A 23,806-nucleotide genomic window follows, 5' to 3' on the forward strand; every position below is an offset into this window, starting at 1 on the left:
TTTCCAATCTATACGCCGCGGCGAGTCCGGTGGGCAAAGACAAAATACGGAGCGCGTAACGAATTGCGCGGCGCGCGGCGCGCATGCGGGCAGGGCGCTCATCCGGCGCTTATGGCCTCATTAGCGCCATCGCCTCGCCCAATGCGCGGCGTCAATGAGGCGGGGCGACGTCAGGCTTGCGACGACACACGCTTGCGAAGCGAGCGCGGCCGATGACGTGCAAAACGCTTCGCGCTTCTGATTCAGTCGTTTCGCGCCGGCGTCGTACGCGCGCTCTTGCCAAGATAAGACGACTGGTCATATTATGACGCCATGAGCCGACGCGACGCCAAAGAGCTGAAGGAGAAGCTTCTGGACCGGGGGGTCGTCCTGCTGATGGAGCAGGGCTATCACGGCACCGGTCTGCAGGAGCTGGTGCAGAGCGTCGGCGTGCCGAAGGGCTCCTTCTACAATTATTTCGAGAGCAAAGAGGCCTTCAGCGCAGAGGTCGTCGCACATTACATCGAACCGTTCATCAAACGGCTCGACGCACAGCTTCAGCGCAAGGATCTTGGCGCCGCGGCGGCGCTGCGCGCCTACTTCGATGAGCTGATCGAAGAGACCGAACGCCTGGAGTTCCGGGGCGGGTGCCTGCTCGGCAATCTCATCGGCGAGATCGGCGACACGAGCGATCTCTGCCAGACGTCGCTGCGCGAGGCCGTGCACCGCTATCGCGACAAGCTGCGCGAGGGAATCGCCAGCGCTCAGCGGGAAGGCGGTTTCCGCACGGACATGGACGCGAAGGAAATGGCTGACCTTCTCGTCAATTTCTGGCAGGGCGCGTTGCTGCGCATGAAGATCGAGCGCTCGGTGCGTCCGCTGACGCAGTTCTGCGACATGCTGCTCAACGGCTACTTCAAGGCGTGATCCATTTGCGCCCTAATGAGACGACCGGTCATATCAATTTGGGCTCCAAGTAGGGGAAAGACGATGCCGAAATTCATCATCGAACGGGACATCCCCGGCGCCGGGAAGATGACGCGGGCCGATCTCCAGGCGATCTCGCAGCGCTCCTGCGCCGTCCTGCGCGCGCTTGGCCCGCAGACCCAGTGGGTCGAAAGCTATGTCACCGAGGATAAGGTCTACTGCGTCTACATCGCCGAGAACGCGGCGGCGATCAAAGAACATGCGGAGCAAGGAGGCTTTCCGGCCAACCGGATCAGCGAAATCAGAGCGATCATAGACCCTGCGACCGCCTGACCGGGGACTGACCAACAAGGGAGAGTGGTTCAAATGAAAAGCTTGCCGTCACGCGCAGTCCTCTGCGCGCTTCTTTTGGGGGGCGCGCTTGCGCCCGCCATCGCGGATGAGACCTGCAACTCGCCGTTCATGAGCGGGTTGATCAAGGGGCAGGAGCAATATCTCCACGTCTGGACGCTTGGCGAGAAGGGCGTCGGCGACGGATCCGACAAGCTCGTCACGATCGACGTCATTCCTGGCTCGGCGACCTACGGAAAGGTGATTCACACGATTGCCGTCGGCGGACGCGGCGAAGCGCATCACATGGGATTCAGCGACGATCGCAAATATCTCTGGGCGGGCCGTCTCGACGACAGCAAGATTTTCATCTTCGACGTCGGCTCTGATCCCTCGACGCCGAAGCTTGTCAAAACCATCGACAATCTCGCCGAGAGCACGGGCTATGTCGGCCCGCACACGTTCTATGCGCTGCCCGGCCGCATGCTGGTGCAAGCGCTTTCGAACAAGAAGGATCACGGCGGCGTCACCGGGCTGATCACCTACAACAACGCTGGCGAACTCGTGACGACGACGCCGATGCCGCTCACTGACGGCGGTGACGGCTATGGCTATGACATCGCCATCAATCCCGCCCAGAACCGCATGCTGACGTCGAGCTTCACCGGCTGGACCAATTACATGATGGATCTTTCCCAACTCATCCAAGACGATTCCGCGATGAAGAATTTCGGGAACACGATGGTAATGTGGGACTTGAAGGCGATGAAGCCTCTCAAGGTGTTTTCCGTTCCCGGCGCGCCGCTCGAAATTCGCTGGGCGCTGAAGCCGGGCGCCAATTGGGCGATCACCGCCGGCGCGCTCACTTCGAAACTCTACCTGATCAAGCAGGACGACAAGAACGAGTGGCAGGCGAAAGCCGTCGCCGACGTCGGCGATCCATCGAAAATTCCCTTGCCTGTCGACATCTCGATTTCGTCTGACGCATCGTCGCTCTGGGTCAACACCTTCATGGATGGAACGGCGCGGCTCTTTGATCTTTCCAATCCGGAAGCGCCGAAACAGGTCTATGCGAAAAAGATCGGCGCGCAGGTGAACATGGTCTCGCAAAGCTGGGACGGGAAGCGCGTCTACTTCACGACCTCGCTGCTCGCCAACTGGGACAAGAAGAACGCCGACAACGAGCAGTTCCTCAAGGGCTACTCTTGGGACGGGAAGGAGCTGAGGGAAGATTTCGTCGTCGACTTTCATAAGGAGGGACTCGGCCGCGCGCATCACATGAAATTCACCGCGCGCGCCCAAAAGGCCGAGCTGCGGTGACGGGCGGAGCACGACAGACGGAGTGCGCACGCGCGCCTTTCGCCGCGTTCGTCGGTCTCGCGCTGGTTTTGGCGGCGCTCTGGACCGCACCCTTGGCCGCGCCGCTGCGCGCGGCTGAGACGCGCGCGCAGCCTGCGAAGGCCGAGGCCGCTAATCTTCCGCGACCCGGCGCTTATGTTCTTCAGCGCATTCAGCGCGCCCCCGAGGCGCAACTGCTCGACGCCGAGGGCAGGGCGACGCAGCTCTCCGCCTATACGCGCGGCGCGGTGACGGCTCTCGCCTTCTTTTATGCGCAGTGCGCCGATCCGGCAGGCTGTCCTCTCGCCTGGTCGACCTTCGAGACGGTCGCGCGCGACGCCAACGACGATCCGCTGCTCAAATCGAGATTGCGGCTCGTCTTCGCGAGCCTCGATCCCGAGCACGATACGCCCAACGTCATGCGCCTGCTGCAAAGCAGCGAGAACGAAGCCGACAGGGTTCCTTGGGCGTTTGTCACCAGTCGTTCGCTGAGCGACCTCTCGCCGCTGATCGCGCAAATGGGTCAGGACATCGCTTTCGAAGCCGACCAAACTGGGCGGCGTTCGGGCGCGATCAATCATATGCTCAAGATCTTTCTGATTGATCCAGACGGCTGGGTGCGCGAGATCTATAGCGCCGCCTTCCTCACGCCCGAAAATCTGCTCAATGACGCGCGCACGCTCGCCATGGAGTTTCCGGAGGCGAACAATGCGGGCGCTGCGAGGTGAGCGTCCTGCCGTTCGCCATTCGTAGGAGCGCGGCGACGAAGCAGTCCAAGCGCCGCACGCGAAGCTCTGGATCGCTTCGCTTCCCTTGCAATAACGGCGGTCATTCGGACGGGCGCGTCATCCCTCCCCTTCACGGGGAGGGTCGAACCGCAAAGCGGTTCGGGGTGGGGTGGCTTTTTCCCCCACCCGCGACACTACGTGTCGCGACCTCCCCGCAAGGGGGAGGTATTGCGCGCTTTCTGCAAGCGCTGGCGCTATTGTTTTGCGTCGGCCACGCCGCAGCGGAGGACATCCAATCGCCGCTGGGGCTTCCGCCCGTTCCCGCAACGGTCGCGGGAACGCCGGCCATGCGCAATCTCGGCGAGAAACTGTTCTTCGACCGCAGCCTTTCGGCGAACGGCACGCTGTCCTGCGCCATGTGCCATATTCCCGCACAGGGCTTCGCCTCAAACCAAAGCGCGCTCTCGATCGGCATGGAGGGGCGGTCGCTGCGGCGCAACGCGCCGTCGCTCTATAATGTCGCCTTCAAGAAATTCCTGTTTCACGACGGCCGCGAGACCGATCTCGCCGCGCAGGTCTGGGGGCCGCTGCTCGCGGCCGACGAGATGGGCAACGCCGGGATCGGTCCGCTCATCGCCCGGCTTCGCGCCGACGCCGACTATGGGCCGCTGTTCGAGGCGGCCTTTCCGGGCGAAGGCGCGACGATGATGACGCTCGGGCGCGCCATCGCCGCCTATGAGGCTGCGCTGCTGCGCGGCGGCGGGCGTTTCGATCGCGCCGTCTATGGCGGCGAACGGTCGGCGTTGACGCCTCAGGAATGGCGCGGTTACGAGCTTTTCATCGGCAAGGCCGGCTGCGCCGCCTGCCACGCGATTGGACCTGAGATGGCGCTTTTCACCGATCAGTCCTGGCATAACACAGGCGTCGCGTTTCGGTCCGGGGCGGCGGGCGGCAAAAGGCTGGTGCAGCTCGCGCCCGGGATTCTCCAAAATGTCGACATTGCTGCGATCGGCCTCGCTCAGACCGGCGCGCCGAATGACGTCGGCCGTTTCGAGATCACCAATGCGCCGGCCGACCGTTGGGCCTATACGACGCCGATGCTGCGCGGCGTCAGCGAGAGCGCGCCCTACATGCACGACGGAAGCTTGAGGACGCTTGCCGAGGTCGTCGAGTTCTACGATGGCGGCGGGGGCGCCAATCCGTCGCTCGACCCGAAAATCCGTCCGCTGGATCTGACTCTAGAAGAAAAAGCCGCGATCGTCGCCTTTCTTGAGGCGCTTTGACGCGAGACCGGCGGGCGGGAACTCCCCGATCCTCGGTCGCGCCGCACTAGGCCGTTTTCGCAAGGCGCCGGCGCAAAACGGGCGGGACGAACATTGACTTGAACCTGCGCTTTCTCCTATATGCCTGCGATCGGCGCCGCTCCAAAAGGGGCGGCGAATGTTTTGTGACGGCTGTGCGTCGTCGCGGGCGCCGAAACTTTTTTGAGCCGTCTGCGGCGCGGCCGCCGACGGCGACAGGCAAGACAAGCGCGGGAGCCGGGCGCAAGCCCCTTTCGCCAGCGGAGAAGAACGGTGAAACGGACATTTCAGCCTAGCAAGATTGTGCGCAAGCGCCGTCACGGCTTTCGCGCCCGCATGGCCACGGTCGGCGGCCGCAACGTTATCGCCGCGCGGCGCGCCCGCGGACGCAAGCGCCTCTCGGCCTGATCCGGCTGAATGCGGACGAGGCGGATGACTGCATGAAGGCGCAAGTCCCCGCCGAAGATGAGAAGTCCCCGCGCCCGGAGACGCTGCGCCGGCGCGCGGATTTCGTGCGCGCGGCGCGCGGCGCGCGCGTTGCGTTGCCCGCCTTTACGGTGCAGATGGCGCCGCGGGAGCTCACGGACTCGCACGCGCCGGCCCGCTTCGGCCTCACCGTCACGCGGAAGGTCGCCGGCGCGGTGGGTCGCAACCGCATTCGCCGCAGGCTCCGCGAGGCGCTGCGGCTCGGCGGCGCCCTTGGCGCGAAGCCCGGCCGGGATTACGTCTTCGTCGCGCGGCCCGTGTCCCTCTCCGCGCCATTCGCCGAACTGCTCGCGCAGATGACCGAAGGACTCGCCAGGTTGAACGATCGCGGCGCGCGGCGCGCCCGAGACGCAAACAGGAAGACAGGCTTACGCGGCCATGAGTGAAAACGTTAAGAACATGATCCTCGCCGCGGCGTTGTCGCTGGTCTTCATCGGCCTGTGGGACTATTTTTACGCCTTCCCCGAGATCGACAAGCAGCGCCGGGCGCAGACTCAGCAGGAGAAGCTTGCCAAGGTTCCTCAGCTTGGCGCGCCCGAGCGGGTCACAGCCGGCCAGCCGCCGGTAAAGGCCGCGCCCAAGACGCGCGCTGAAGCTCTGGCGCTCAGCCCCCGGATCGCCATCGACACCAGATCAATCTCCGGCTCGATCGCGCTGAAAGGCGGGCGTATCGACGACGTCTCGTTGAAGAATTATCGCGAGACCGTCGATCCCTCGAGCCCGATCATCACGCTGCTCTCGCCCGAGGACGGCCCCAGCCCCTATTATGCGGAACTCGGCTATCTGACCGCCGAAACCGAAAACGCGCCGGTTCTGCCGACCACCGAGACGCTGTGGACCACGGACGCCGACGGGCTGACGACGGCAAAGCCGGTGACGCTGAGCTGGGACAATGGCCACGGCCTCGTTTTCAAGCGCGTCATCTCGGTGGACGACGAATATCTCTTCACCGTCAAGGACAGCGTCGAGAACAAAGCGGGCGTTCCCGTCACGCTTTTTAACTACGCGCGCGTGAGCCGCGTCGGCCACCCGCCATCCGCGGGCTATGCGGCGTTGCACGAAGGCTTCGTCGGCGTCGTCGGCGAGACGGGCGAGGAAGTCACCTACGACAAGATCGAGAAAGAGGACAACGCGGTCAAGACCTACAAGGGGGTCGGCGGCTGGGTTGGGCTGACGGACAAATATTGGGCGGCCGTGGTCGCTCCCGACCAAAATCTGCCCATGGAGGCGCGCTTCGCCTCGATGGGCGGCGCGGTGAAAACCTATCAGGCCGATACGGTCAGCGACCAGAAGACGATCGAGCCCGGCAAGTGGGCGGAGGCGACGACCTATGTCTTCGCCGGCGCCAAGGTCGTCGACGTGCTCGACGCCTATAAAGCCAATCCTGGCCTGAAGCGCTTCGATCTTCTGATCGACTGGGGATGGTTCTACTTCATCACCCGGCCCATGTTCCGGCTGATCGACTTCCTTTACAAGCTCTTGGGGAATTTCGGCCTCGCCATTCTGGCGGTCACCGTGATCGTCAAGCTCGCCTTCCTGCCGCTCGCCAACAAGAGCTATCAGTCGATCGCCAAAATGAAGGCGATTCAGCCAAGAATCAAAGAGCTGAAGGAAAAATACGGCGACGACAAGCACAAGTTCAACATGGAGCAGATGGAGCTCTTCAAGCGGGAGAAGGTTAACCCCGCGAGCGGCTGTCTGCCGGTGATCGTGCAGATCCCGGTGTTCTTCTCGCTCTATAAAGTGCTGGTCGTCACGATCGAAATGCGTCACGCGCCGTTCTTCGGCTGGATCAGGGATCTCTCGGCGCCCGACCCGACGAATGTCTTCAACCTGTTCGGGGTGCTGCCTTTCGATCCCACCCATGTGGCGATCTTCGGCCCCTATCTGGCGCTCGGCGTCTGGCCGCTGCTGATGGGCGTCTCGATGTGGCTGCAGATGAAGATGAATCCGGAGCCCGCCGACGAGATTCAGAAGACGATGTTCGCCTGGATGCCGGTGATCTTCACATTCACCATGGGCGGCTTCGCCTCCGGCCTGCTGATCTACTGGACGTGGAACAATCTCCTGTCCATCGTCCAGCAGGGCGTCATCATGAAGCGCGCCGGCGTGAGGTTCGAGTTCTGGGACAATCTGCGCAAGACGTTCCAGAGAGCGTGACCGAAACCGACTTCAGCGAACCGGGCCGGCTGCTCTTTGCCGGCCCCTGCGACTTCATCTTCGCCAGCGCCAAGTCGAGCGATCTGCCGGTCATCGGCCCGCCGGAGATCGCCTTCGCAGGGCGCTCCAACGTCGGCAAATCCTCGCTCCTCAACGCCTTGACGAACCGCAAGACGCTCGCGCGCGTCTCCAACACGCCGGGACGCACGCAGCAGCTGAATTTCTTCGCGCTGGGCGGCGCGCCGGGCGCGGAGCGGCTGCGCCTCGTCGACATGCCGGGCTATGGCTACGCGGCCGTCGGCAAGGAGAAGGTGGCGAACTGGTCGCAGCTGATGCGCGACTATCTGAAGGGGAGGGCCAGCCTCGCCCGCGTCTTCGTGCTCGTCGACGGGCGCCGCGGCGTGAAGCCGCTCGACGAAGAGATGTTCGATCTCCTCGATCAGTCGGCCGTCTCCTATCAGGTCATTCTGACCAAGCATGACGAATTGAAGATCGCCGAGCGCGACGAGGTCCTCGCCGCGACGATGAAGGCGCTGGAGAAGCGTCCCGCCGCCTTTCCTGAAGTGATTTTCACCTCGGCGCACGGCGGTGAGGGGATCGCCGAGCTTCGCGCCGCGATCGCGAAGCTCCTCGCCGAACGAAACGCTTGAATGCGACGGGCGCGGCGGGCTAGGTCAATTTAGAACCCCCACCCCAACCCTCCCCCGCTTCGCGGGAGAGGGGGTAGATTCGGCACTTTGTAGAGGTCGCTCACGCCGCTCGTTAGCGTCCCCTCTCCCGCGAAGCGGGGGAGGGACAGGGAGGGGGCGTTTTTGACGCAGCCTTCAGTCAGGATTCTCAGATGACCGACGCCGTCGACACCGCGCTCCAGCAAGCCCGCATTCTCATGCAGGCGCTGCCGCACATGCTGCGCTACGACGACGCCATCGTCGTGGTGAAATACGGCGGCCACGCCATGGGCGACGATCAGGTGGCGCGCGATTTTTCCCGCGACATGGTGCTGCTCGAACAGTCCGGCGTGAATCCCGTCGTCGTGCACGGCGGCGGGCCGCAGATCGGCGCAATGCTGAAGCGGCTCGGCGTCGAGTCGCGTTTCGCCGATGGCCTGCGCATCACCGACGAAGAGACGATGGACGTCGTCGAGATGGTGCTCGCCGGCTCCATCAACAAGCAGATCGTCGGCTACATCAATTCGGAAGGCGGGCGCGCCATCGGGCTGACCGGCAAGGACGGGCGCATGGTCACCGCCAAAAAGATCGAGCGCCCCGACGGCGTCGACCTCGGCTTTGTGGGCGAGCCCGACAAGGTCGACACGACCGTGCTCGATCAGGTGCTGGGGCGCGAACTTATTCCGGTGCTGGCGCCCGTCGCGGAAGGTCCGCGCGGCGAAAGCTACAATGTCAACGCCGATACGTTCGCCGGCGCGATCGCCGGCGCGCTTCACGCCAAGCGCCTGATCTTCCTCACCGACGTGCCGGGCGTGCTCGACAAGGACAAACAGATTATCCAAGAGCTGAAGGTCGGCGATATTCCCGGCCTCATCGCCGAGGGCGTGATCACCGGCGGCATGATTCCGAAGGTCGAGACCTGCATGTACGCCATCGAGCGCGGCGTCGAGGGCGTCGTCATTCTCGACGGGAAACTGCCGCACGCCGTGCTGATCGAACTGCTCACCGATCACGGCGCCGGCACGCTGATCACGCGGTGACGAACGAAGCCCTCATCCGTCGCCACTGCGTGGCGACACCTTCTCCCGCTTGCGGGAGAAGGAAGAACGGCGACGCTTCGCTATTGCGTTTGCAGCGATGATTGGCGCTTGCCCTTCTCCCGCTTGCGGGAGAAGGTGGCCCTCGCGTAGCGAGGGTCGGATGAGGGCCATTCAGTGAACCTCTTCATCCTCACCGGCGCGGGCGTTTCCGCCGAAAGCGGCCTTGGCGTCTTTCGCGGGCCGGGCGCGGCGCTGTGGAAGAGCTACGATCCCATGCAGCTCGCGACGCCCGAGGCCTTCATGCGTGATCCGGCGCTGGTGCATGCGTTTTACAATGCGCGGCGGCGCAATCTGCTCGCCGCTTCGCCCAACGCCGCCCACGCCGCGCTGGCGCGGCTCGAAGCCGGACTCGCACGGCGCGGCGGCGCATTGACGCTCGTGACGCAGAACATCGACGATCTGCATGAGCGCGCCGGCTCGACGCGCGTCATTCATATGCACGGCGAATTGCTCAAAGCGCGCTGCGCCTCATGCGGCGCGGTGAGCGATTGCCGCGAAGACCTTTCGACCGATTCACGTTGCGGATGCGATGGCGCGCTGCGGCCGCATGTCGTTTGGTTCGGCGAGACGCCGCTCTATATGGAAGATATCTATGCGGCGCTAGGAGCGGCGGATCTTTTCGTCGCCATCGGCACGTCAGGCGCCGTCTATCCGGCGGCGGGCTTTGTGCGCGAGGCGCGCGCAAGAGGCCTGCGCTGCTGCGAGATCAACCTGGAGGCGTCGGAAAACGCAACGCAATTTGACGACAGACGCTATGGCCGCGCGAGCGAGATCACGCCGTCATGGGTCGAGGAGATATTGGCGTCGTGAATCAGCCCCAGTGTCATTCCCGACGCGCAAAGCGCGATCGGGAATCCAGAGCAACCACAACAACCGCTGGCGTTGCTCCGGATTCCCGCTTTCGCGGGAATGACATGCGGCGACCGATGCAATGACCAAACTCTTGCCCGACAGATCGCGCTTCGCCGCGATCGACACCTGGGTGTTCGATCTCGACAATACGCTCTATCCGCAGACCGCCGATCTCTGGCCCAAGATCGACGCGCGCATCACGCTGTTCATGATGCGGCTCTTCGGCCTCGACGCCATTTCGCTGCGCGCGTTGCAGAAACATTATTATCGCCAATACGGCACGACGCTGCGCGGGCTGATGACCGAACATGGGATCGACGCGCAGGCCTATCTGGCCTTTGTGCACGATATCGACCGCTCGTCGCTGGCGCATAATCACTCGCTCGCTGAAGCGATCGCCGCGCTGCCCGGCCGCAAGCTCATCCTCACCAACGCCTCGCGCCATCACGCGGTCGAGACGGCGAAGCAACTTGGCATCGACCATTGCTTCGAGGACATCTTCGACATCATCGCCGCGGACTTCATCAATAAGCCCGAGGAAGGCGCCTATATGCGCTTTTTCGAGAAGCTGAAGATCGAGCCAAAGCGTTCGGTGATCTTCGAGGACATCGACCGCAATCTCGTCGTGCCGCATGCGCGCGGCATGACGACGGTGCTGGTGCTGCCCGCCCATGATGAAGGCCCCGAGCGGGAGCTCTGGGAAATCGCCACGGGCGACGAGCCGCATGTGGATTTCGTGACGGACGATATCGTGGCGTTTTTGGAGGGATTGATCGGGGATTAAGTCGCGAGTTGTTCCATCAAGATCAGATCGGTGTCTTGCGGCTTGGCGCCCGCGGCCGTCAGCATCGCATGAATCTGGCCCCGGTGATGGGTCTGGTGATTGAAGATGTGGCTGACGACGAGCCACTTCGGCTTGATCATATCCGATTGCATGAGGCTTGAACGCCAGATGAGATCGCCGGCGAGCCAGTCGTCGGTAACGGCGTCCGCCCAGGCGATCAGCCTTTCGTCGCAGGCGAGGCGGTCCCGTTTCAAGCCGTCCCAATCGTCTCGATACGAAGCTGATTCGCTCAGCGGCGCGGAGGGCCTCGGGGCGTCGGAAATGCGGCTCAGCCACATATGGTCCGCCCAAAGAAGATGGTTGAGGCTCGCATGAATTGATTTGAAGAAAGCGCCGCGGTTCTTGCGCCGCGCTTCGTCCGACAGGCTGTCGGCGGCGGCGTAAAGGCTGGCGTTTTGCCAGCGATTGTAGCGCGCCATGGTCTGCACAAATGTGGAGCGTATCATGCGATCGTCTTGCTTCTGGAAGCCTACTGCAGCAGCGTCCTTGCCTTCGCCAAAGCCTCCGCCACTTCCGCTTTCGTCGCCGCGCCTTTCTTCTTCGCCTTGCGCGCGCGCCAGTCGAGGCTCTTCACCTGATCGGCGAGCGCGACCGAAGGCTTCGCTTCGGCGAGCGGGACTTCAAATGGATAGGCTTTGATCTTCATCGTCATCGGGCAGCAGAGCATCAACCCCGTCTTGCCGTTATAGGCCTTGGGACTGAGCACCAGCGCCGGACGATGGCCCTTCTGTTCATGGCCCGCCTGCGGATCGAAACTGAGCCAGACGATATCGCCGCGTTCCGGGACGTAAGGCATTTCAATAATCCATTTCGCGCATGTCATTCCCGACGCGCGGAGCGCGATCGGGAATCCAGGGGAAAATTCAGAATGCTTGCGGTTGCTCTGGATTCCCGATCAGGCCTGCGGCCTGTCGGGAATGACACGCGTCGTCGACACGTCATTGATCGATTAAAGCGCCTCGCGGCCGACAGGCGCGCCGAAGTCTTCCTCTTCATGCAGATTGTCGCGTGTGACGCCTGCGAGCAGCGCCTCGAGCGTGAATTCTGGCGCCACAAGCGGCTCGATCACCACGCGCCCTTCTTCGACGCGAACGTCGACCGGCTGGTCGATTTCGAGCCGGGCTTCCTCCATCACCGCGGCCGACATGCGCACGGCGGCAGAATTTCCCCATTTTCTTATGGTCGCGCGCATGGCCTTCCTCCTGATTCCGCACTCACTGCGCGCGCAGCGAAGCGACCCGTCATGACGCAGCGCTCTGGGGATTGCTTCGTCGCTTGCGTTCCTCGCGATGAGCGCGGTGTATCTACAGGGTAGAAACATAGGCGGCGGCGGTCGGCGCGTCAACATTTGCGCCGCGGCGCTTGCCAAGGTTAGTCCGTCATGGCCGGGCTTGTCCCGGCCATCCACGCCGGGACGTTGCGCCAAGCTGCGGGACTCGCGTCACGGCGACGCGTGGATGCCCGGCACAAGGCCGGGCATGACGCGGAGAGTGCGCGCCATGTTTCTTTTCGTTGCGCCTCTCCGCTCACGCTGCCGTGTTGAACTCCCCTCGCCATAGCCTTACAACCGCGCCAGCTTCACCGCATCATTTTCGGGATATTCATGCCGCACACGGGACTAGAGACGCTCATCGCCGCCGCTTTCGAGGATCGCGCCAATATCACCGCCGAGACGCAGGGCGACGTTCGCCGCGCCGTCGACAGCGCGCTGCGTCTGCTCGACGCCGGCAAGCTGCGCGTCGCCGAAAAGATCGAAGGCCAGGAAGGCCCGGAAAGCTGGACGGTCAATCAGTGGCTGAAGAAGGCCGTGCTGCTGTCCTTCCGCTTGAACGACATGGCGGTGATCGCGGGCGGGCCGGGCGGCGCGACCTGGTGGGACAAGGTCCCCTCGAAATTCGTCGGCTGGGGCGCGTCCGAACATAGCGCGGCGGGCTTCCGCTCCGTGCCGGGCGCGATCGTGCGCCATTCGGCCTATGTGGCGCCGGGCGCGATCCTGATGCCCTCCTTCGTCAATCTCGGCGCCTATGTCGACAGCGGCACGATGGTCGACACCTGGGTCACGGTCGGCTCCTGCGCGCAGATCGGCAAGAATGTTCACTTGTCTGGCGGCGTCGGCATCGGCGGCGTGCTCGAGCCCTTGCAGGCCAATCCCACCATCATCGAGGACGACTGCTTTATCGGCGCTCGTTCCGAAGTCGTCGAAGGCGTCGTCGTCGGCAAGGGCTCGGTGCTGTCGATGGGCGTCTTCATCGGCGCCTCGACCAAGATCATTGATCGCGCCACCGGTAAGATCCACATGGGCTATGTGCCGCCCTATTCGGTGGTCGTCTCCGGCAGTCTGCCGGGCAAGCCCTTGCCGGACGGAACGCCCGGCCCGTCGCTCTATTGCGCGGTGATCGTAAAGACGGTCGATGCGCAGACGCGCAGCAAGACCGGCATCAACGAGCTGCTGAGGGATTGATGGACGCCGAGCGCCTGCGCTTTCTCTACCGAACCGATCAAGGCCGCATTGATCGCGCGACCTGGCGGCGCGGCGCGGGCGCGCTCATCGCGGTGCTTTTGCCGCTGACGCTGATCTGGTTCGCGCTTGCGCCTTATTCGGTCCACGATCTGTCGACGACGCCCTTCTTCGCGCCGATGACGATTCTCGCCTACGTCTATGTCATCTTTTACGCCTTCGCGGTGATGCTCATCGTCGTGAGCTTCATCAATCTTTCGGCCAAGCGCTGTCGCGACCGCGGCCTCACGCCGCCGCTCGGTCTCGCGAGCCTCGCGCCGCTCCTGGCGCTGCTTGCCGGCGCGGCGCATTTTCTGCAGCCGCGCGTCGCCGAAGTCATGTCGCGCTGGTATGTCTGGGGCGTCGACGCGCTCTTTGTCGCCGCCGCTCTGTGGACCATCTATGAATTGGGCTGGCGGGAGGAGTCGCTGTCGTAGCGCGCTTTACCTCCCCCTTGAGGGGGGAGGTCGGCAGGCGGAGCCTGCCGGGAGGGGGTGAGATGCAGTATTCACCCCACCCCGCCTTGCTTGCGCAAGGCGACCCTCCCCATCGAGGGGAGGGTGAGCGCCGCAACGTCAATGATGCTGACCTGCTCGAACTGAACAAAGCGAATTGACGATGTCGGAGTCCCGCGCTGTCGCGCTCACCCGCGAACTCATCCGCTGTCCGTCCGTGACGCCGGCCGACGCCGGCGCGCTCGACGTCGTCGAGACGGCGTTGAAGGCGGTCGGCTTCGAGACGCATCGAATCGTCTTCTCCGCGCCGGGCACGCCCGACATCGACAATCTCTTCGCCAAGATCGGCGCGGGCGCGCCGCATCTCGCCTTCGCTGGCCACACCGACGTCGTGCCGCCGGGCGATCCCGCGCGCTGGCGCGTCGAACCCTTCGCCGCGCAAATCTCGGATGGCCGCGTCTACGGCCGCGGCGCCTCGGACATGAAGGGCGCCATCGCCGCATTCGCTGCGGCGGCGCTCGCTTACGTCGAGCGTCATGGCGCGCCGAAAGGAACGCTCTCGCTGCTCATCACCGGCGATGAGGAAGGCGTGTCGATCAACGGCACGGTGAAGCTGCTCGAATGGGCGCGCGCGCGGGGCGAGCGCTTCGATCACTGTATCGTCGGCGAGCCGAGCAATGCGTCGACGCTCGGCGACATGATCAAGATCGGCCGGCGCGGTTCGCTCAGCGGACGCATCCGCGTCATCGGCAAGCAGGGCCATGTCGCCTATCCGCAGCGCGCGGAAAATCCGGCGCCGATCATCGCGCGCATCGTCGCTGCGCTCTCAGGACACGAGCTCGACAAAGGCACCACGCATTTCGAGCGCTCCAATCTCGAATTTTCCACGATCGACATCGGCAATCCGGCGGTCAATGTGATTCCCGGCGAGGCGCGCGCGCAGTTCAATGTCCGCTTCAACGACGTCTGGACGCATGATTCGCTGAAAGAACGCATTCTGCAGGTCATCAAGGAAGCGGCGCCGAATGCGAATGTCGAGGTCGAATTCCCGCCGTCGAACGCGAGGTCCTTCATCACCAAGCCCGGCGCCTTCACCGAACTCGTGGTCGACGCGGTGCGGCAGGTGACGGGCCTGACGCCTGAACTCTCGACGACCGGCGGCACCTCCGACGCGCGCTTCATCGTCAATTATTGTCCGGTGCTGGAGTTCGGCCTGACGAATGAAACGATTCACGCGGTCGACGAGAACGCCCGCGTCGCCGACATCGACGGGCTCTGCGCCGTCTATGCGCGCATCATCGAGCGCTATTTCGAGCCCGCATCCGCTCGATGAAGGCGGCCCAAATCGGGTCGGGCGTCCATATTTTGTCGAGGTCGGCCCGGGCGCGCGCCTCTTCCATGCCTGCGCTGATCCGATAAAGATAAAGGAAGGCCGAGACCCGGTAGTTTGCGATGCAATGGACATGCGTCGCAGCTTCGCCGGCGCCTTCAAAAGCCTCGCAGAAGCGATCGAAGTCCGCTTGCGTGGGATTTTGAAAGTCGACCGGAATATGCGTGTAGCGCAGGCCCAGCGTCGCCAGAATCTCCGCTTCGTTCTTCAGCGCCTTCTCACTGGTCGCGGGCGCCAGATTGATCACCTCGCGCACGCCAAGCCCGGCGATCTCATCGAACTGCGCTTGCGTCGGCTGGCCGGACGTCGTGGTCCGCTCATCGAGACGCAGCCAATTGTAGATGTCGACGGGATCGGCCATGGACTCTGTCATCAGGGCTCCGAACTCGGATTAATTTCAGCTCACTTTCAGCCGTCATGGCCGGGCTTATCCCGCCATCCACGCCGGGACATCGCGACTGCTTCGCGCAGAGAAGCCATGTCCGGCTAATGTCTTCACATTTGCCGCGCTTCGTCGCGTGGATGGCCGCGACAAGCGCGGCCATGACGCGGCGAGATGGTGCCTCGTTAACCTGGATTCGGACGCCTGCCTATCTCACACGCTGCGTTTCCCGAGACGGCGAGGCCTCGTCACCCCCGCGCGGCGAGCGGCACGACATTGTGGAGCTGCGCATCCGCGGTCTCGAAGAAGCGCCGCAGATTGCGCGCCGCCTGACGAATGCGCTGCTCGTTTTCGACGAGCGCGAGGCGCACGAACCCCTCGCCATGTTCGCCAAACCCCTCGCCCGGCGCGACGGCGACGTCGGCCTTCTCGATCAAGAGCTTCGAAAACTCGAGCGTCGAGATGTTGCGGAAGCGCTCGGGCGCCGGCGCCCAGGCGAACATCGAGGCGCGCGGCGCCGGGATCGGCCAGCCGGCCTGCGCGAAGCTCTCGACCATCACGTCGCGGCGCCGCTTGTAGATCGCGCGCATCTCCTTGACGCAGTCGTCGGAGCCGTTGAGCGCCGCGACCGCGGCGACCTGCACCGGCGTGAAGGCGCCGTAGTCGAGGTAGCTCTTCACCCGCGCCAGCGCCGAGAGCAGCCGCTCATTGCCGACCGCGAAGCCGATGCGCCAGCCGGCCATCGAGTAGGTCTTCGACATCGAGGTGAATTCGACCGTCACATCCATCGCGCCCGGCACCTGCAGCATCGAGGGCGGTGGATTGTCGTCGAAATAGACTTCGGCGTAGGCGAGGTCGGAGAGCACGAAGATTTCGTGCTTCTTCGCGAAGGCGACGAGATCCTTGTAAAAATCGAGCGAGGCCACTTCCGCGGTCGGATTGGACGGGTAGCAGACGACGACCGCGATGGGTTTTGGAATCGAGTGGATGATCGCGCGCTCCAGCGCCACGAAATAGTCGGGCGTCGGCGCCGAGGGCACGGAGCGGATGACGCCGCCGGCCATCAGAAAGCCGAAGGCGTGGATCGGGTAGGAGGGGTTTGGCACCAGCACCACGTCGCCCGGCGCGGTGATCGCCTGCGCCATATTGGCGAAGCCTTCCTTGGAGCCGAGCGTCGCGACGACCTGCGATTCGGGGTCGAGCGTCACGCCGAAGCGGCGCGCGTAATAGCCGGCCTGGGCGCGGCGCAGGCCGGCGATGCCCTTGCTGGCCGAATAGCGGTCGGTGCGCGGCTTGCCGGCGGTCTCGACGAGCTTGTCGATGACATGCTTGGGGGCAGGCAGGTCGGGATTGCCCATGCCGAGGTCGATGATGTCGGCGCCGCCGGCGCGGGCGCGCGCCTTGAGGCGGTTCACCTGCTCGAAGACGTAAGGCGGCAGACGCTTGATGCGATAGAAATCCGACATTCTGTATTTGTTCCGGAAGGCGCGAAGCGGCAAGTCTAGCGCATTTTGGCGCGGGCGTCAGGGGCGGGCGCCGTGGCTCCAGTGCGATCGGTGAAGGGCTTCCTCATCCTGAGGAGCGTGCGCCGCACGCGTCTCGAAGGGCGAGGAAGCCCGTTTTCGCGTATTTTCCTCACCCTCGTCCTTCGCCGACGTCCGGCGACCCCATCACTCGGTGGTGACGATCACAAAATCCTTGCCCGAGCGGCTGTCGGGCGACAGCGGCGCGTCGGTCAGCACCATTGTCATGCCGGGATGCATGCGCGCCTGCATGGCCGCGTTGAAGGACGGGTCGGCGCGAAGCCGCTGGATCACATCCTGATTCGGCGCGAGCGTCGCATCCTCCTGATGATGCGTTATCGCGCTCCAATGCATGCCGCGCGAATTCTGGTCGGCGCCGTTCAGCACGAACACATGCGAGCCGAGCTTGTCGGCGCCCTCCAAGCCAAGGACGGATTTCGCCACCACATGGTCGTTCTCGATCAGCTCGATCACATGATCGGCGGACGAGGCGACGACGCTGGTGACGGGAAAATTCTCGGCTTCCGTCCAGTCGGAGGGATGCTTCTTGCCCTCAAGCCCGGAGAGCACCTGTTCGAACTCCTGTTCGGCATAGCCGCTCAGCACCATGCCCGGATGGGTCAGCTCCCAGGGGTCGGTATGGGCGCCGGCGATGATGACCGGCGTGCCGATATGGGTGACGCCAAACAGCAGTTCGGAGAATTTCGCCGGCAGCCGCACGCAGCCATGCGACGCCGGATAGCCGGGGAGATTCCCGGCGTGCAGCGCGACGCCCGACCAGGTGAGGCGGTTCATGTTCGGCATCGGCGCGTCGTCGTAAAGCGACGAGTGATGATTCCGGTCCTTCTCCAGCACGACGAAGACGCCGGTCGGCGTCGTATGTCCGGGCTTGCCGGTCGAGCAGGTGGAGGCGGCGATGCGGATGCCGTTGCGATAGACATGCACGCGCTGCTGGGGAAGCGACACGACGACGGAGACGGGTCCCTTCAAAGCGAGCTCGGGGCGCCAGATGAACTCGCCCGGCTTGAGCCGGCCGATCTCCGCCATCTTCTCGTCGCCGAACGCGCGGCGCCCGGCGATGACGGCGCTCGCCAGAAGCATCGCGCCCAAAAATCCGCGGCGGTTCGCTGCAATGATGGTCATGACATGCCCCCCGAAACATGGCCCCCAAGGTCCACGCGTAACGAACCGCGGGTAGCACGAACGTCTTGGTTAACAAAGTGCGGCGGGGCACAGCCGATGCGGCCGAGGCGATCGGAATGGACGCGTCCGCAGCGGGGATGTGTCGCAGTTTGAACATGAGAATCGCTTGGCGCGGTCGGGCGCGCCGGCGTTATCCTTCGGGATTATTCTCTTCGCTCGGAGACGCGCATATGAAAAACAACATTGTCGCCGTGATCAGCGTCTTCGCCCTGACGATTATCGCCGCCGGCGCGTCGGCCTCGACCGCGTCGCAGCGCGAATACAAGCGCGGCTACGCCGACTGCAAGGCCGGCCGCTGGGACGAAAACCAGCATGGCGAATCCTATAAGAACGGCTGCCGCGCCGCCGAGGATCAACGCGTAGGGACGGGGGCAGGGGCCGGCGCCGCGACGAAGCCCGCCGACGGCGGATTGCGCGGCGACAAGACCGCCTGCCTGCTGGCGGTGAAGCGGAAGACCAATAATCCCAAGGTCGTCGTGCTCAGCGTGGAAACCTCGGAGGCGAACAATACAGTGACGATCGGCGTCGGCCCGGATCGCGCGCCCTGGCGCTGCCTCGTCAAACGAGGCATCGTCGCCGACGTGATGTCGCTGACGGATGAGGGGAAGCTGTGAGATTTTGATGGCCGGCGGCCAAAAAAGCTAGAGCCCTTGCCCCCTGCAAAGCTGGCTCTAACTCCATGTTAGGCCCCTGTTTAGCAGGGGGCGCATGTCATGGAGGGAACGATGATTTCTGCCAAGGAACACATGACAATGGCGGCTGTCGGCGCGATCGTCGGCGCGGCCATCGGCGCTGGACTAGGCGGCGCGCTCTTTGGGTTGCCGGGGGTCCTCGCCACGGCGGTGCTCGCGGGAATTGGCGGCGCCTTCATCGGATCGTTTCTGTAATCGAGAGGCGACGCTGTCGCTGTCATGAAGACAATAAGCGCCGCGCTATGTTTTGAGCGCGGCGTTTTGGCGCGTTTCGCAAGTCCCTTGCACCTCCGTTCACTGGCGCGAGGAATTCCCCACAAGTCGCTTTGAGCCCTATTGTCCAAAGGATTGGGTGGCCGAGGCCTCAAAGCTTAGGGGTTTGAAATGGTCAATGCGTCTCCACCGCCTTCCAACGTCAGGGTAGATAAGCCGACGCGCCGCGATCTCCTTTATATCGCGACGGCCGTAACAGGGGTTGCGGGGGCAGCGGCCTCCTTAGTGCCGTTAATCGACCAGATGAACCCCGATGCTTCAACTCTCGCGGCCGGCGGTCCGGTAGACATCGATCTCGGCCAGGTGGAACCGGGCGGACAGGTTGTCATTCTATGGCGAAAAAAACCGATCTTTGTGGTGTTTCGAACTCAGGAAAATCTGCAGGTTCTTCAAAGTCGCCAATTGTTGATTGAGCTAGCTGATCCGGATTCGAAATATCTTCAGCAACCTCCCTACGCCAAAAACTGGCACCGCTCGTTGACGCCGGAAATCGGAGTATTTGTGGGGATATGCACGCATTTGGGATGCATCCCGCAATTTGATCCGCTTCCTAACGCTTCCGACCCGGCCCCAAACTGGTTGGGCGGATATTTTTGCGCATGCCATGGCTCAAAATACGATCTTGCGGGGCGCGTATTTCGTGACGTTCCCGCTCCCTATAATTTACCGGTTCCGCCATATCGCTTCACGGGCGATACGACAATTCGAGTCGGGGAAAATCCGCCGAACGAGGACTTCGACTTTTCAACGATCCGACAAATGTGAAGATGATCAGCCGGTGGCGCGCCTGCCGCTGGTGGCCACACTGTTCTCAACCGTGCCAAATGCCACAGTCGACTCCAGGATATGCGCGCCTCTGTCCCGCAAATGAATAGTTGTTCGCGACCGCGCATAAATTATCCCCGTCTGTTTTGAACGACCGCTTCTGGCGCAATGCAGACGTTTACTCTAAGGCACCCCTACGCCACCTCGTTCGACCAGCGCTCCGAGCGAAACGCCCGCGCGATCGCCTCGGCGCGAGCGCTCTGGCGCGCCTCTCGGTCGTTCTCCGCAATGTCGGCGCAGGCCTTGAGCGCGATCTCCAGCAGCGCCGCCTTGGGGTAAGGCTTTCCCTCGCGGCCTTCATGGGCGCAAAAATCGCTGGCGCAGACCATCATCAGCTCCTGAAATCGCTCCGGCGCGTCGAACGCCCCCAAGCGTTCGAGCATCAAGGCGACGGGGCCGGCGCGCATCTTCGAGACGCGATGCACGCGTTCGCACTCGGCGAGCGCCAGCAGCGCGAGAGCCTTGCATTCCGCCGGGGCGCGAAAGCGCGCGCAGATGTCTTCGATGCGCGGGCGCCCGCGCTCGACATGTCGGTAATGCACGGGAAGATGTTCGCGCGGCGAATCCGACTTGCCGACATTCATCACCAGCAGCGCGAAACGCGTGGGCAAGGACGCGCCGCGTTTGGCCGCCGTATCGAGCGATGTCATCAGATGTTCGCCGAGATCGACCTCGTCCTCGCCATCGGAAATCTGCGGCACGCCAAACAGCGCCGCGACTTCGGGGAGGATTTCAAACAGCGCGCCGCAGTCGCGCAGGGTCCCGATCATTTTCGACGGCGCCGGGCTCATCAGCCCGCGAACCAGCTCCGGCCACATCTGCGCGGGGTCGGCGTCGACGAGATGGCCGGCCTCGACCTGTTCAAACAACAGATCGAGCGTTTCTTCGTCCGGGCCGTCCTCCGCCTCGGCGAGCAGCGCCGCCATGCGCAGCACGGAAAGGCCGGGGTCGGTTTGTCCGTAGTCGAACGACGGGGAAGCAGATTTCGAAGCCATGGCGCCCATCATCACAAGTCTTGCGACGATATGCAAAGCTCTTGCCGCGCATCTCCCTTGGCCGTCGCGTCCCCTTGGGGCGTCGCGGCGCCGCCGGGACGGCTTGTGCGCCGCGGAGGCGTTTGTTACCCGTGACATGAGCCGATCGGGCAGGTCATTCCATGGGCGTCAGCACAATCCTACCCGGCGTCCTCTCCGTCGGCTCCGCCTTGCCCGATCCGCCGTTTGAATTCATGGACGGCGATCAAGCGCGCGGTTTTGACGTCGAGCTGATGCAGGCGATCGCCGCGGAGCTCGGTCTCGTCTGGCGGCTCGTTCCCTATGACGGCGCGGATTTCAACGGCGTCTTCGCGGGTCTGACCAAGGGAGCTTGCGACTGCGTCGCATCGGGCGCGACGATCACGCCCGAGCGCGAGCGGCTGGCGTCGTTCTGCGCGCCCTACATCCGCTCCGGACAAAGCCTGGTCTGCAATATCGAGGCGACGCCGCAGGTGCGCTCGATCGACGACCTGCGCGGGATGACCCTCGGGGTGCAGCAGGGCAACACATCGGAGCCGGTGGCGCATCGTCTCAAGGATGAAGGGCGGATCGCCGAGGTGCGGACCTACGCCTATCACGACATCGGCGTGATGCTGGATGATCTTGCCGCTGGAAAAATCGGCGGCGTGATGAAGCTTGCGCCCGTCATGCGCTGGATGATCAGACACCGGCCCCGGCTCCGGGTGGTGCAGGAGCGGATCACCGAGGAAGCGCTCGGCGTCGCCGTTCGCCTTGGCGACGAAGCGCTGCGCGCGGCGGTGAACGGCGCGCAGGCGCAAATGCAGGAGCGCGGCGCGCTTGCGCGATTGGTGAAGAAATGGCTCGAAGCGTAATCGGCTGCATCCGGCTGTTCACGGGGGCTGACGGCCGCTCGCATGTGGAACACACGGAAATTGAGCTCGGCGTCGCGCGTCACGCCAAATTGGCGCGCTTCGAGGAGACCGCGGCGGGCTCCGCGCTCGACTGGCACACCGCGCCATGCGCGCAATTCGTCATTACGCTCACCGGCACGCTGGAGTTCATCACGCGCGACGGCGAGACCTTGATATTGCGCCCAGGGGATATTCTGCTCGCCGCCGATACGACCGGAACGGGACATCGCTGGCGGCTCATCGACGATCAGCCGTGGCGACGCGTATACATCGAGCTTGCCGAGTCCGTTCCGGCGGCGGGGAGCGCGATCACGTAGAGCGCTGCTGCAGACCGCTTAGCGGACAGGCTTCGCCGGCGCGTCGGGCGCGGCGACGCGGCCCGCCCGGCGCCGGTTCTCGGCCGCGGCGGCTTCCAGCCCCGCGCCCATGGCGCGCATATCGGCCGCCGACTTGCGCTTGGGGTCTTTGGCGGGCGTCGGGTCGAAGGCGCGATAGTGCAACTCCTCGGACCGCGAGTCGCGCACGAAATCCTGCGCCGGCGGCGGCGGGGTGCGCAAACCGGTCGCGTCGAAGAGCCGCCCGATGAAGGCGCCGCCGCTCGACGGGGCGTCCTGCGCGAGCGCTGCGCCAGCGGCGAGGCTAAATGTCAGAACGAGGGCGAAGCGTGCGAACGTCATCTTTCGAGCAGGCCATAAAAATGCGGCGCGAGTAGGTTCCCTATGGTTTCCTTCTCGCATGGGGTTCGTCCAGTCGAGCTGCTTTTGCTTTGCGTAACAGATGTTGCGCAAAAACTATAAGCTCTAGCGCTACATCCGCTTCATCGACCCAGTTGAATTCATGAGCGACCGGGTTTCTTATTCCGAGCATCGCGCCCGCATAAAGACGGTGATAGCCGGCCTGCTCGTCGAGTTCTGCCTGAGTTCTTCGGTCTGTCCAATGGAGAATAGGCGATTTCGGGCTAAAGGTGAGTTCCATGAGGGTCGTTCCGGACAATGAACCACGTCCCGTTTTATCTGCAATAAACCTGTCAACCGCCTTGTACGCTTCTTGGACAGCGATTGAATAGTGTCCAGAAACGAAGAGGTCCCTTGCAACCCGTTCTATTTCGCTTTCCGTGATAACGCGCGCGAAAACGCTCGCGGGCTCTGCACCTTCAGAAGTCGGAGACGGTAAGGCCAGCATTCGAGGCGCGGGCAGCGAAAGCACTGCACGCGCCACACCGAGTTCAAGAAGATGCTCCTGCAATCTGCGTATTCCCTCAATCGCTTTGAACGTCATAAAGGTAACGCCTCATTGCCGAGAATATCGATTCAATCTGCTCCGTGCCCGCATCCGCGCTTATGTGAATTTGCACATTCACGTTTAGCGGGAAGGCCTCTCTGGAGGTAACGGCATTGTCTTGGCACCCGTTTGTCTTCGGGAGATGTTTGACGGCAGTTGCCTCCTGCGGGCGATCAGAAACCTTTACTTTGCGACTTCCGTTTGCGCTCTTCGTCGTTCGTCCAGTTGTACGAGATGGTGCCTCATTTGGCGTGGCGCTGCTCAGCAAGATGTAGGACGCGGCCTTATTCCCGGCCGCACCTTGGCCGAGGCCTTCGCGTTGAAACCAGGCCGTAATTTTTTGTCGGTCCCCCTCGCCAGGCGGGGCCATGTGGCGCAGCCCTTCGGGGTACGTAGCAGCAACAAGGTCCTGCATTGCCTCCGCGTAGGTATCATCTAAACGCCATTTGTGCGCGAGGGGCGTTGCCTTGTTTTCGTCACTGAGTATTCCGACAGCTTTTAGCTCTGCTAAGTATGCGCGAGCAGCAGTTTCCTGAACACCGAGTGACACGCCAAGCATTCGTTCATCTACTGTTGCATTGGGTGTTTTTTGAAGAATAGCTCGGACGCCCCACCATACAGTGCTCGGAATTTGGGGATAGCGATTTTTCTCAGCCATTTTAGCTT

General features: G+C 63.4%; 30 protein-coding genes. 20 read left to right on the forward strand and 10 right to left on the reverse strand.

Going from position 1 to position 23,806, the window contains the following annotated elements:
* The first annotated feature begins 312 nt into the window (after positions 1 to 312).
* The 12 genes from EHO51_RS01810 (at position 313) to EHO51_RS01865 (ending at position 10,653) form a co-directional block, all read left to right on the forward strand.
* On the forward strand, positions 313 to 906 hold the full coding sequence (locus EHO51_RS01810; protein WP_124737450.1) for a TetR/AcrR family transcriptional regulator: 594 nt from the start codon (positions 313 to 315) through the stop codon (positions 904 to 906).
* Between the two features lie 63 nt (positions 907 to 969).
* A complete protein-coding gene (locus tag EHO51_RS01815) occupies positions 970 to 1,239 on the forward strand; it encodes a DUF4242 domain-containing protein (protein WP_124737451.1) in 270 nt (89 codons plus the stop codon).
* 33 nt (positions 1,240 to 1,272) lie between these two features.
* Positions 1,273 to 2,556 carry a selenium-binding protein SBP56-related protein gene (locus tag EHO51_RS01820; protein WP_124737452.1) on the forward strand — a complete coding sequence of 428 codons (1,284 nt, stop codon included), beginning with the start codon at positions 1,273 to 1,275 and terminating at the stop codon, positions 2,554 to 2,556.
* A complete protein-coding gene (locus EHO51_RS01825; protein ID WP_164479328.1) occupies positions 2,553 to 3,302 on the forward strand; it encodes an SCO family protein in 750 nt (249 codons plus the stop codon). Before EHO51_RS01820 ends, EHO51_RS01825 begins: the two co-directional genes overlap by 4 nt.
* 347 nt (positions 3,303 to 3,649) lie before the next feature.
* Entirely contained in the window at positions 3,650 to 4,585 is a 936-nt protein-coding gene (locus tag EHO51_RS01830) for a cytochrome-c peroxidase (protein WP_245434701.1), read from the forward strand.
* Between the two features lie 291 nt (positions 4,586 to 4,876).
* A complete protein-coding gene (gene rpmH, locus EHO51_RS01835; RefSeq protein WP_083858773.1) occupies positions 4,877 to 5,011 on the forward strand; it encodes a 50S ribosomal protein L34 in 135 nt (44 codons plus the stop codon).
* Positions 5,012 to 5,043: 32 nt separating this feature from the next.
* On the forward strand, positions 5,044 to 5,475 hold the full coding sequence (gene rnpA / locus EHO51_RS01840; RefSeq protein WP_245434702.1) for a ribonuclease P protein component: 432 nt from the start codon (positions 5,044 to 5,046) through the stop codon (positions 5,473 to 5,475).
* Complete coding sequence (gene yidC / locus EHO51_RS01845) at positions 5,468 to 7,249, forward strand: membrane protein insertase YidC (protein ID WP_124737455.1); 1,782 nt, start codon at positions 5,468 to 5,470, stop codon at positions 7,247 to 7,249. Before rnpA ends, yidC begins: the two co-directional genes overlap by 8 nt.
* The gene (gene yihA, locus EHO51_RS01850; protein WP_029651579.1) at positions 7,246 to 7,899 is read left to right on the forward strand and encodes a ribosome biogenesis GTP-binding protein YihA/YsxC; all 654 of its coding nucleotides are present in this window, start codon (positions 7,246 to 7,248) and stop codon (positions 7,897 to 7,899) included. Before yidC ends, yihA begins: the two co-directional genes overlap by 4 nt.
* A gap of 191 nt (positions 7,900 to 8,090) precedes the next feature.
* Positions 8,091 to 8,957 (forward strand): acetylglutamate kinase, encoded by an 867-nt coding sequence (gene argB / locus EHO51_RS01855; RefSeq protein ID WP_018407270.1) that lies wholly within the window; start codon positions 8,091 to 8,093, stop codon positions 8,955 to 8,957.
* A gap of 174 nt (positions 8,958 to 9,131) precedes the next feature.
* Entirely contained in the window at positions 9,132 to 9,827 is a 696-nt protein-coding gene (locus tag EHO51_RS01860; RefSeq protein WP_124737456.1) for an NAD-dependent deacylase, read from the forward strand.
* Positions 9,828 to 9,948: 121 nt separating this feature from the next.
* Positions 9,949 to 10,653 carry a pyrimidine 5'-nucleotidase gene (locus tag EHO51_RS01865; protein ID WP_124737457.1) on the forward strand — a complete coding sequence of 235 codons (705 nt, stop codon included), beginning with the start codon at positions 9,949 to 9,951 and terminating at the stop codon, positions 10,651 to 10,653.
* Here the strand turns inward: EHO51_RS01865 and EHO51_RS01870 are convergent.
* From EHO51_RS01870 to EHO51_RS01880, 3 genes are all read right to left on the reverse strand, one after another.
* Positions 10,650 to 11,159, reverse strand: a complete 510-nt coding sequence (locus tag EHO51_RS01870; RefSeq protein ID WP_124737458.1) for a DinB family protein — start codon at positions 11,157 to 11,159, stop codon at positions 10,650 to 10,652. The genes EHO51_RS01865 and EHO51_RS01870 overlap by 4 nt on opposite strands.
* Positions 11,160 to 11,182: 23 nt before the next feature.
* Entirely contained in the window at positions 11,183 to 11,509 is a 327-nt protein-coding gene (gene mazF / locus EHO51_RS01875) for an endoribonuclease MazF (protein ID WP_124737459.1), read from the reverse strand.
* A gap of 153 nt (positions 11,510 to 11,662) precedes the next feature.
* Entirely contained in the window at positions 11,663 to 11,905 is a 243-nt protein-coding gene (locus EHO51_RS01880; RefSeq protein WP_124737460.1) for an AbrB/MazE/SpoVT family DNA-binding domain-containing protein, read from the reverse strand.
* Positions 11,906 to 12,316: 411 nt separating this feature from the next.
* On the opposite strand from EHO51_RS01880, the gene dapD reads away from it, so the two are divergent.
* From dapD to dapE, 3 genes are all read left to right on the forward strand, one after another.
* Positions 12,317 to 13,174, forward strand: coding sequence for a 2,3,4,5-tetrahydropyridine-2,6-dicarboxylate N-succinyltransferase (dapD, locus tag EHO51_RS01885; protein ID WP_124737461.1), 858 nt, complete (start codon positions 12,317 to 12,319; stop codon positions 13,172 to 13,174).
* Positions 13,174 to 13,647 carry a hypothetical protein gene (locus tag EHO51_RS01890; RefSeq protein WP_124737462.1) on the forward strand — a complete coding sequence of 158 codons (474 nt, stop codon included), beginning with the start codon at positions 13,174 to 13,176 and terminating at the stop codon, positions 13,645 to 13,647. Before dapD ends, EHO51_RS01890 begins: the two co-directional genes overlap by 1 nt.
* A gap of 181 nt (positions 13,648 to 13,828) precedes the next feature.
* Positions 13,829 to 14,998: a succinyl-diaminopimelate desuccinylase gene (gene dapE, locus EHO51_RS01895; protein ID WP_124737463.1), complete on the forward strand. Its 1,170-nt coding sequence runs from the start codon at positions 13,829 to 13,831 to the stop codon at positions 14,996 to 14,998.
* On the opposite strand, the gene EHO51_RS01900 is transcribed toward dapE, so the two are convergent.
* The 3 genes from EHO51_RS01900 to EHO51_RS01910 all read right to left on the reverse strand — a co-directional run bounded on the left by EHO51_RS01900 (position 14,961) and on the right by EHO51_RS01910 (position 18,103).
* Complete coding sequence (locus tag EHO51_RS01900) at positions 14,961 to 15,428, reverse strand: protein tyrosine phosphatase family protein (RefSeq protein WP_124737464.1); 468 nt, start codon at positions 15,426 to 15,428, stop codon at positions 14,961 to 14,963. The two genes, dapE and EHO51_RS01900, sit on opposite strands and share 38 nt — an antisense overlap.
* 257 nt (positions 15,429 to 15,685) lie before the next feature.
* Entirely contained in the window at positions 15,686 to 16,903 is a 1,218-nt protein-coding gene (locus tag EHO51_RS01905) for an LL-diaminopimelate aminotransferase (RefSeq protein ID WP_124737465.1), read from the reverse strand.
* A gap of 204 nt (positions 16,904 to 17,107) precedes the next feature.
* Entirely contained in the window at positions 17,108 to 18,103 is a 996-nt protein-coding gene (locus tag EHO51_RS01910; RefSeq protein ID WP_124737466.1) for a L,D-transpeptidase, read from the reverse strand.
* 230 nt (positions 18,104 to 18,333) lie between these two features.
* On the opposite strand from EHO51_RS01910, the gene EHO51_RS01915 reads away from it, so the two are divergent.
* From EHO51_RS01915 to petA, 3 genes are all read left to right on the forward strand, one after another.
* Positions 18,334 to 18,777: a hypothetical protein gene (locus EHO51_RS01915; RefSeq protein ID WP_124737467.1), complete on the forward strand. Its 444-nt coding sequence runs from the start codon at positions 18,334 to 18,336 to the stop codon at positions 18,775 to 18,777.
* Between the two features lie 111 nt (positions 18,778 to 18,888).
* On the forward strand, positions 18,889 to 19,050 hold the full coding sequence (locus EHO51_RS20430) for a hypothetical protein (protein WP_158273629.1): 162 nt from the start codon (positions 18,889 to 18,891) through the stop codon (positions 19,048 to 19,050).
* Between the two features lie 189 nt (positions 19,051 to 19,239).
* Positions 19,240 to 19,893 carry a ubiquinol-cytochrome c reductase iron-sulfur subunit gene (petA, locus tag EHO51_RS01920; protein ID WP_026222790.1) on the forward strand — a complete coding sequence of 218 codons (654 nt, stop codon included), beginning with the start codon at positions 19,240 to 19,242 and terminating at the stop codon, positions 19,891 to 19,893.
* Positions 19,894 to 20,087: 194 nt separating this feature from the next.
* On the opposite strand, the gene EHO51_RS01925 is transcribed toward petA, so the two are convergent.
* Positions 20,088 to 20,948, reverse strand: a complete 861-nt coding sequence (locus EHO51_RS01925) for a tRNA nucleotidyltransferase (protein WP_245434703.1) — start codon at positions 20,946 to 20,948, stop codon at positions 20,088 to 20,090.
* A 161-nt stretch (positions 20,949 to 21,109) separates the two neighbouring features.
* On the opposite strand from EHO51_RS01925, the gene EHO51_RS01930 reads away from it, so the two are divergent.
* Positions 21,110 to 21,820: an ABC transporter substrate-binding protein gene (locus tag EHO51_RS01930; RefSeq protein WP_124737469.1), complete on the forward strand. Its 711-nt coding sequence runs from the start codon at positions 21,110 to 21,112 to the stop codon at positions 21,818 to 21,820.
* Positions 21,805 to 22,176, forward strand: a complete 372-nt coding sequence (locus EHO51_RS01935; RefSeq protein ID WP_124737470.1) for a cupin domain-containing protein — start codon at positions 21,805 to 21,807, stop codon at positions 22,174 to 22,176. Before EHO51_RS01930 ends, EHO51_RS01935 begins: the two co-directional genes overlap by 16 nt.
* Positions 22,177 to 22,194: 18 nt before the next feature.
* On the opposite strand, the gene EHO51_RS01940 is transcribed toward EHO51_RS01935, so the two are convergent.
* Genes EHO51_RS01940 through EHO51_RS01950 form a run of 3 tightly spaced genes read right to left on the reverse strand, consistent with a single transcriptional unit; the run spans position 22,195 to position 23,798 of the window.
* Complete coding sequence (locus EHO51_RS01940) at positions 22,195 to 22,536, reverse strand: hypothetical protein (protein WP_124737471.1); 342 nt, start codon at positions 22,534 to 22,536, stop codon at positions 22,195 to 22,197.
* A gap of 40 nt (positions 22,537 to 22,576) precedes the next feature.
* Positions 22,577 to 23,137, reverse strand: a complete 561-nt coding sequence (locus tag EHO51_RS01945) for a TIGR02391 family protein (RefSeq protein ID WP_124737472.1) — start codon at positions 23,135 to 23,137, stop codon at positions 22,577 to 22,579.
* Entirely contained in the window at positions 23,118 to 23,798 is a 681-nt protein-coding gene (locus EHO51_RS01950) for a DUF5343 domain-containing protein (RefSeq protein ID WP_124737473.1), read from the reverse strand. The genes EHO51_RS01945 and EHO51_RS01950 overlap by 20 nt, the downstream gene beginning before the upstream one ends.
* Positions 23,799 to 23,806 lie beyond the last annotated feature (8 nt).

Origin of the sequence: Methylocystis rosea (genome assembly GCF_003855495.1) — a bacterium.
GTDB classification, from domain to species: domain Bacteria; phylum Pseudomonadota; class Alphaproteobacteria; order Rhizobiales; family Beijerinckiaceae; genus Methylocystis; species Methylocystis rosea_A.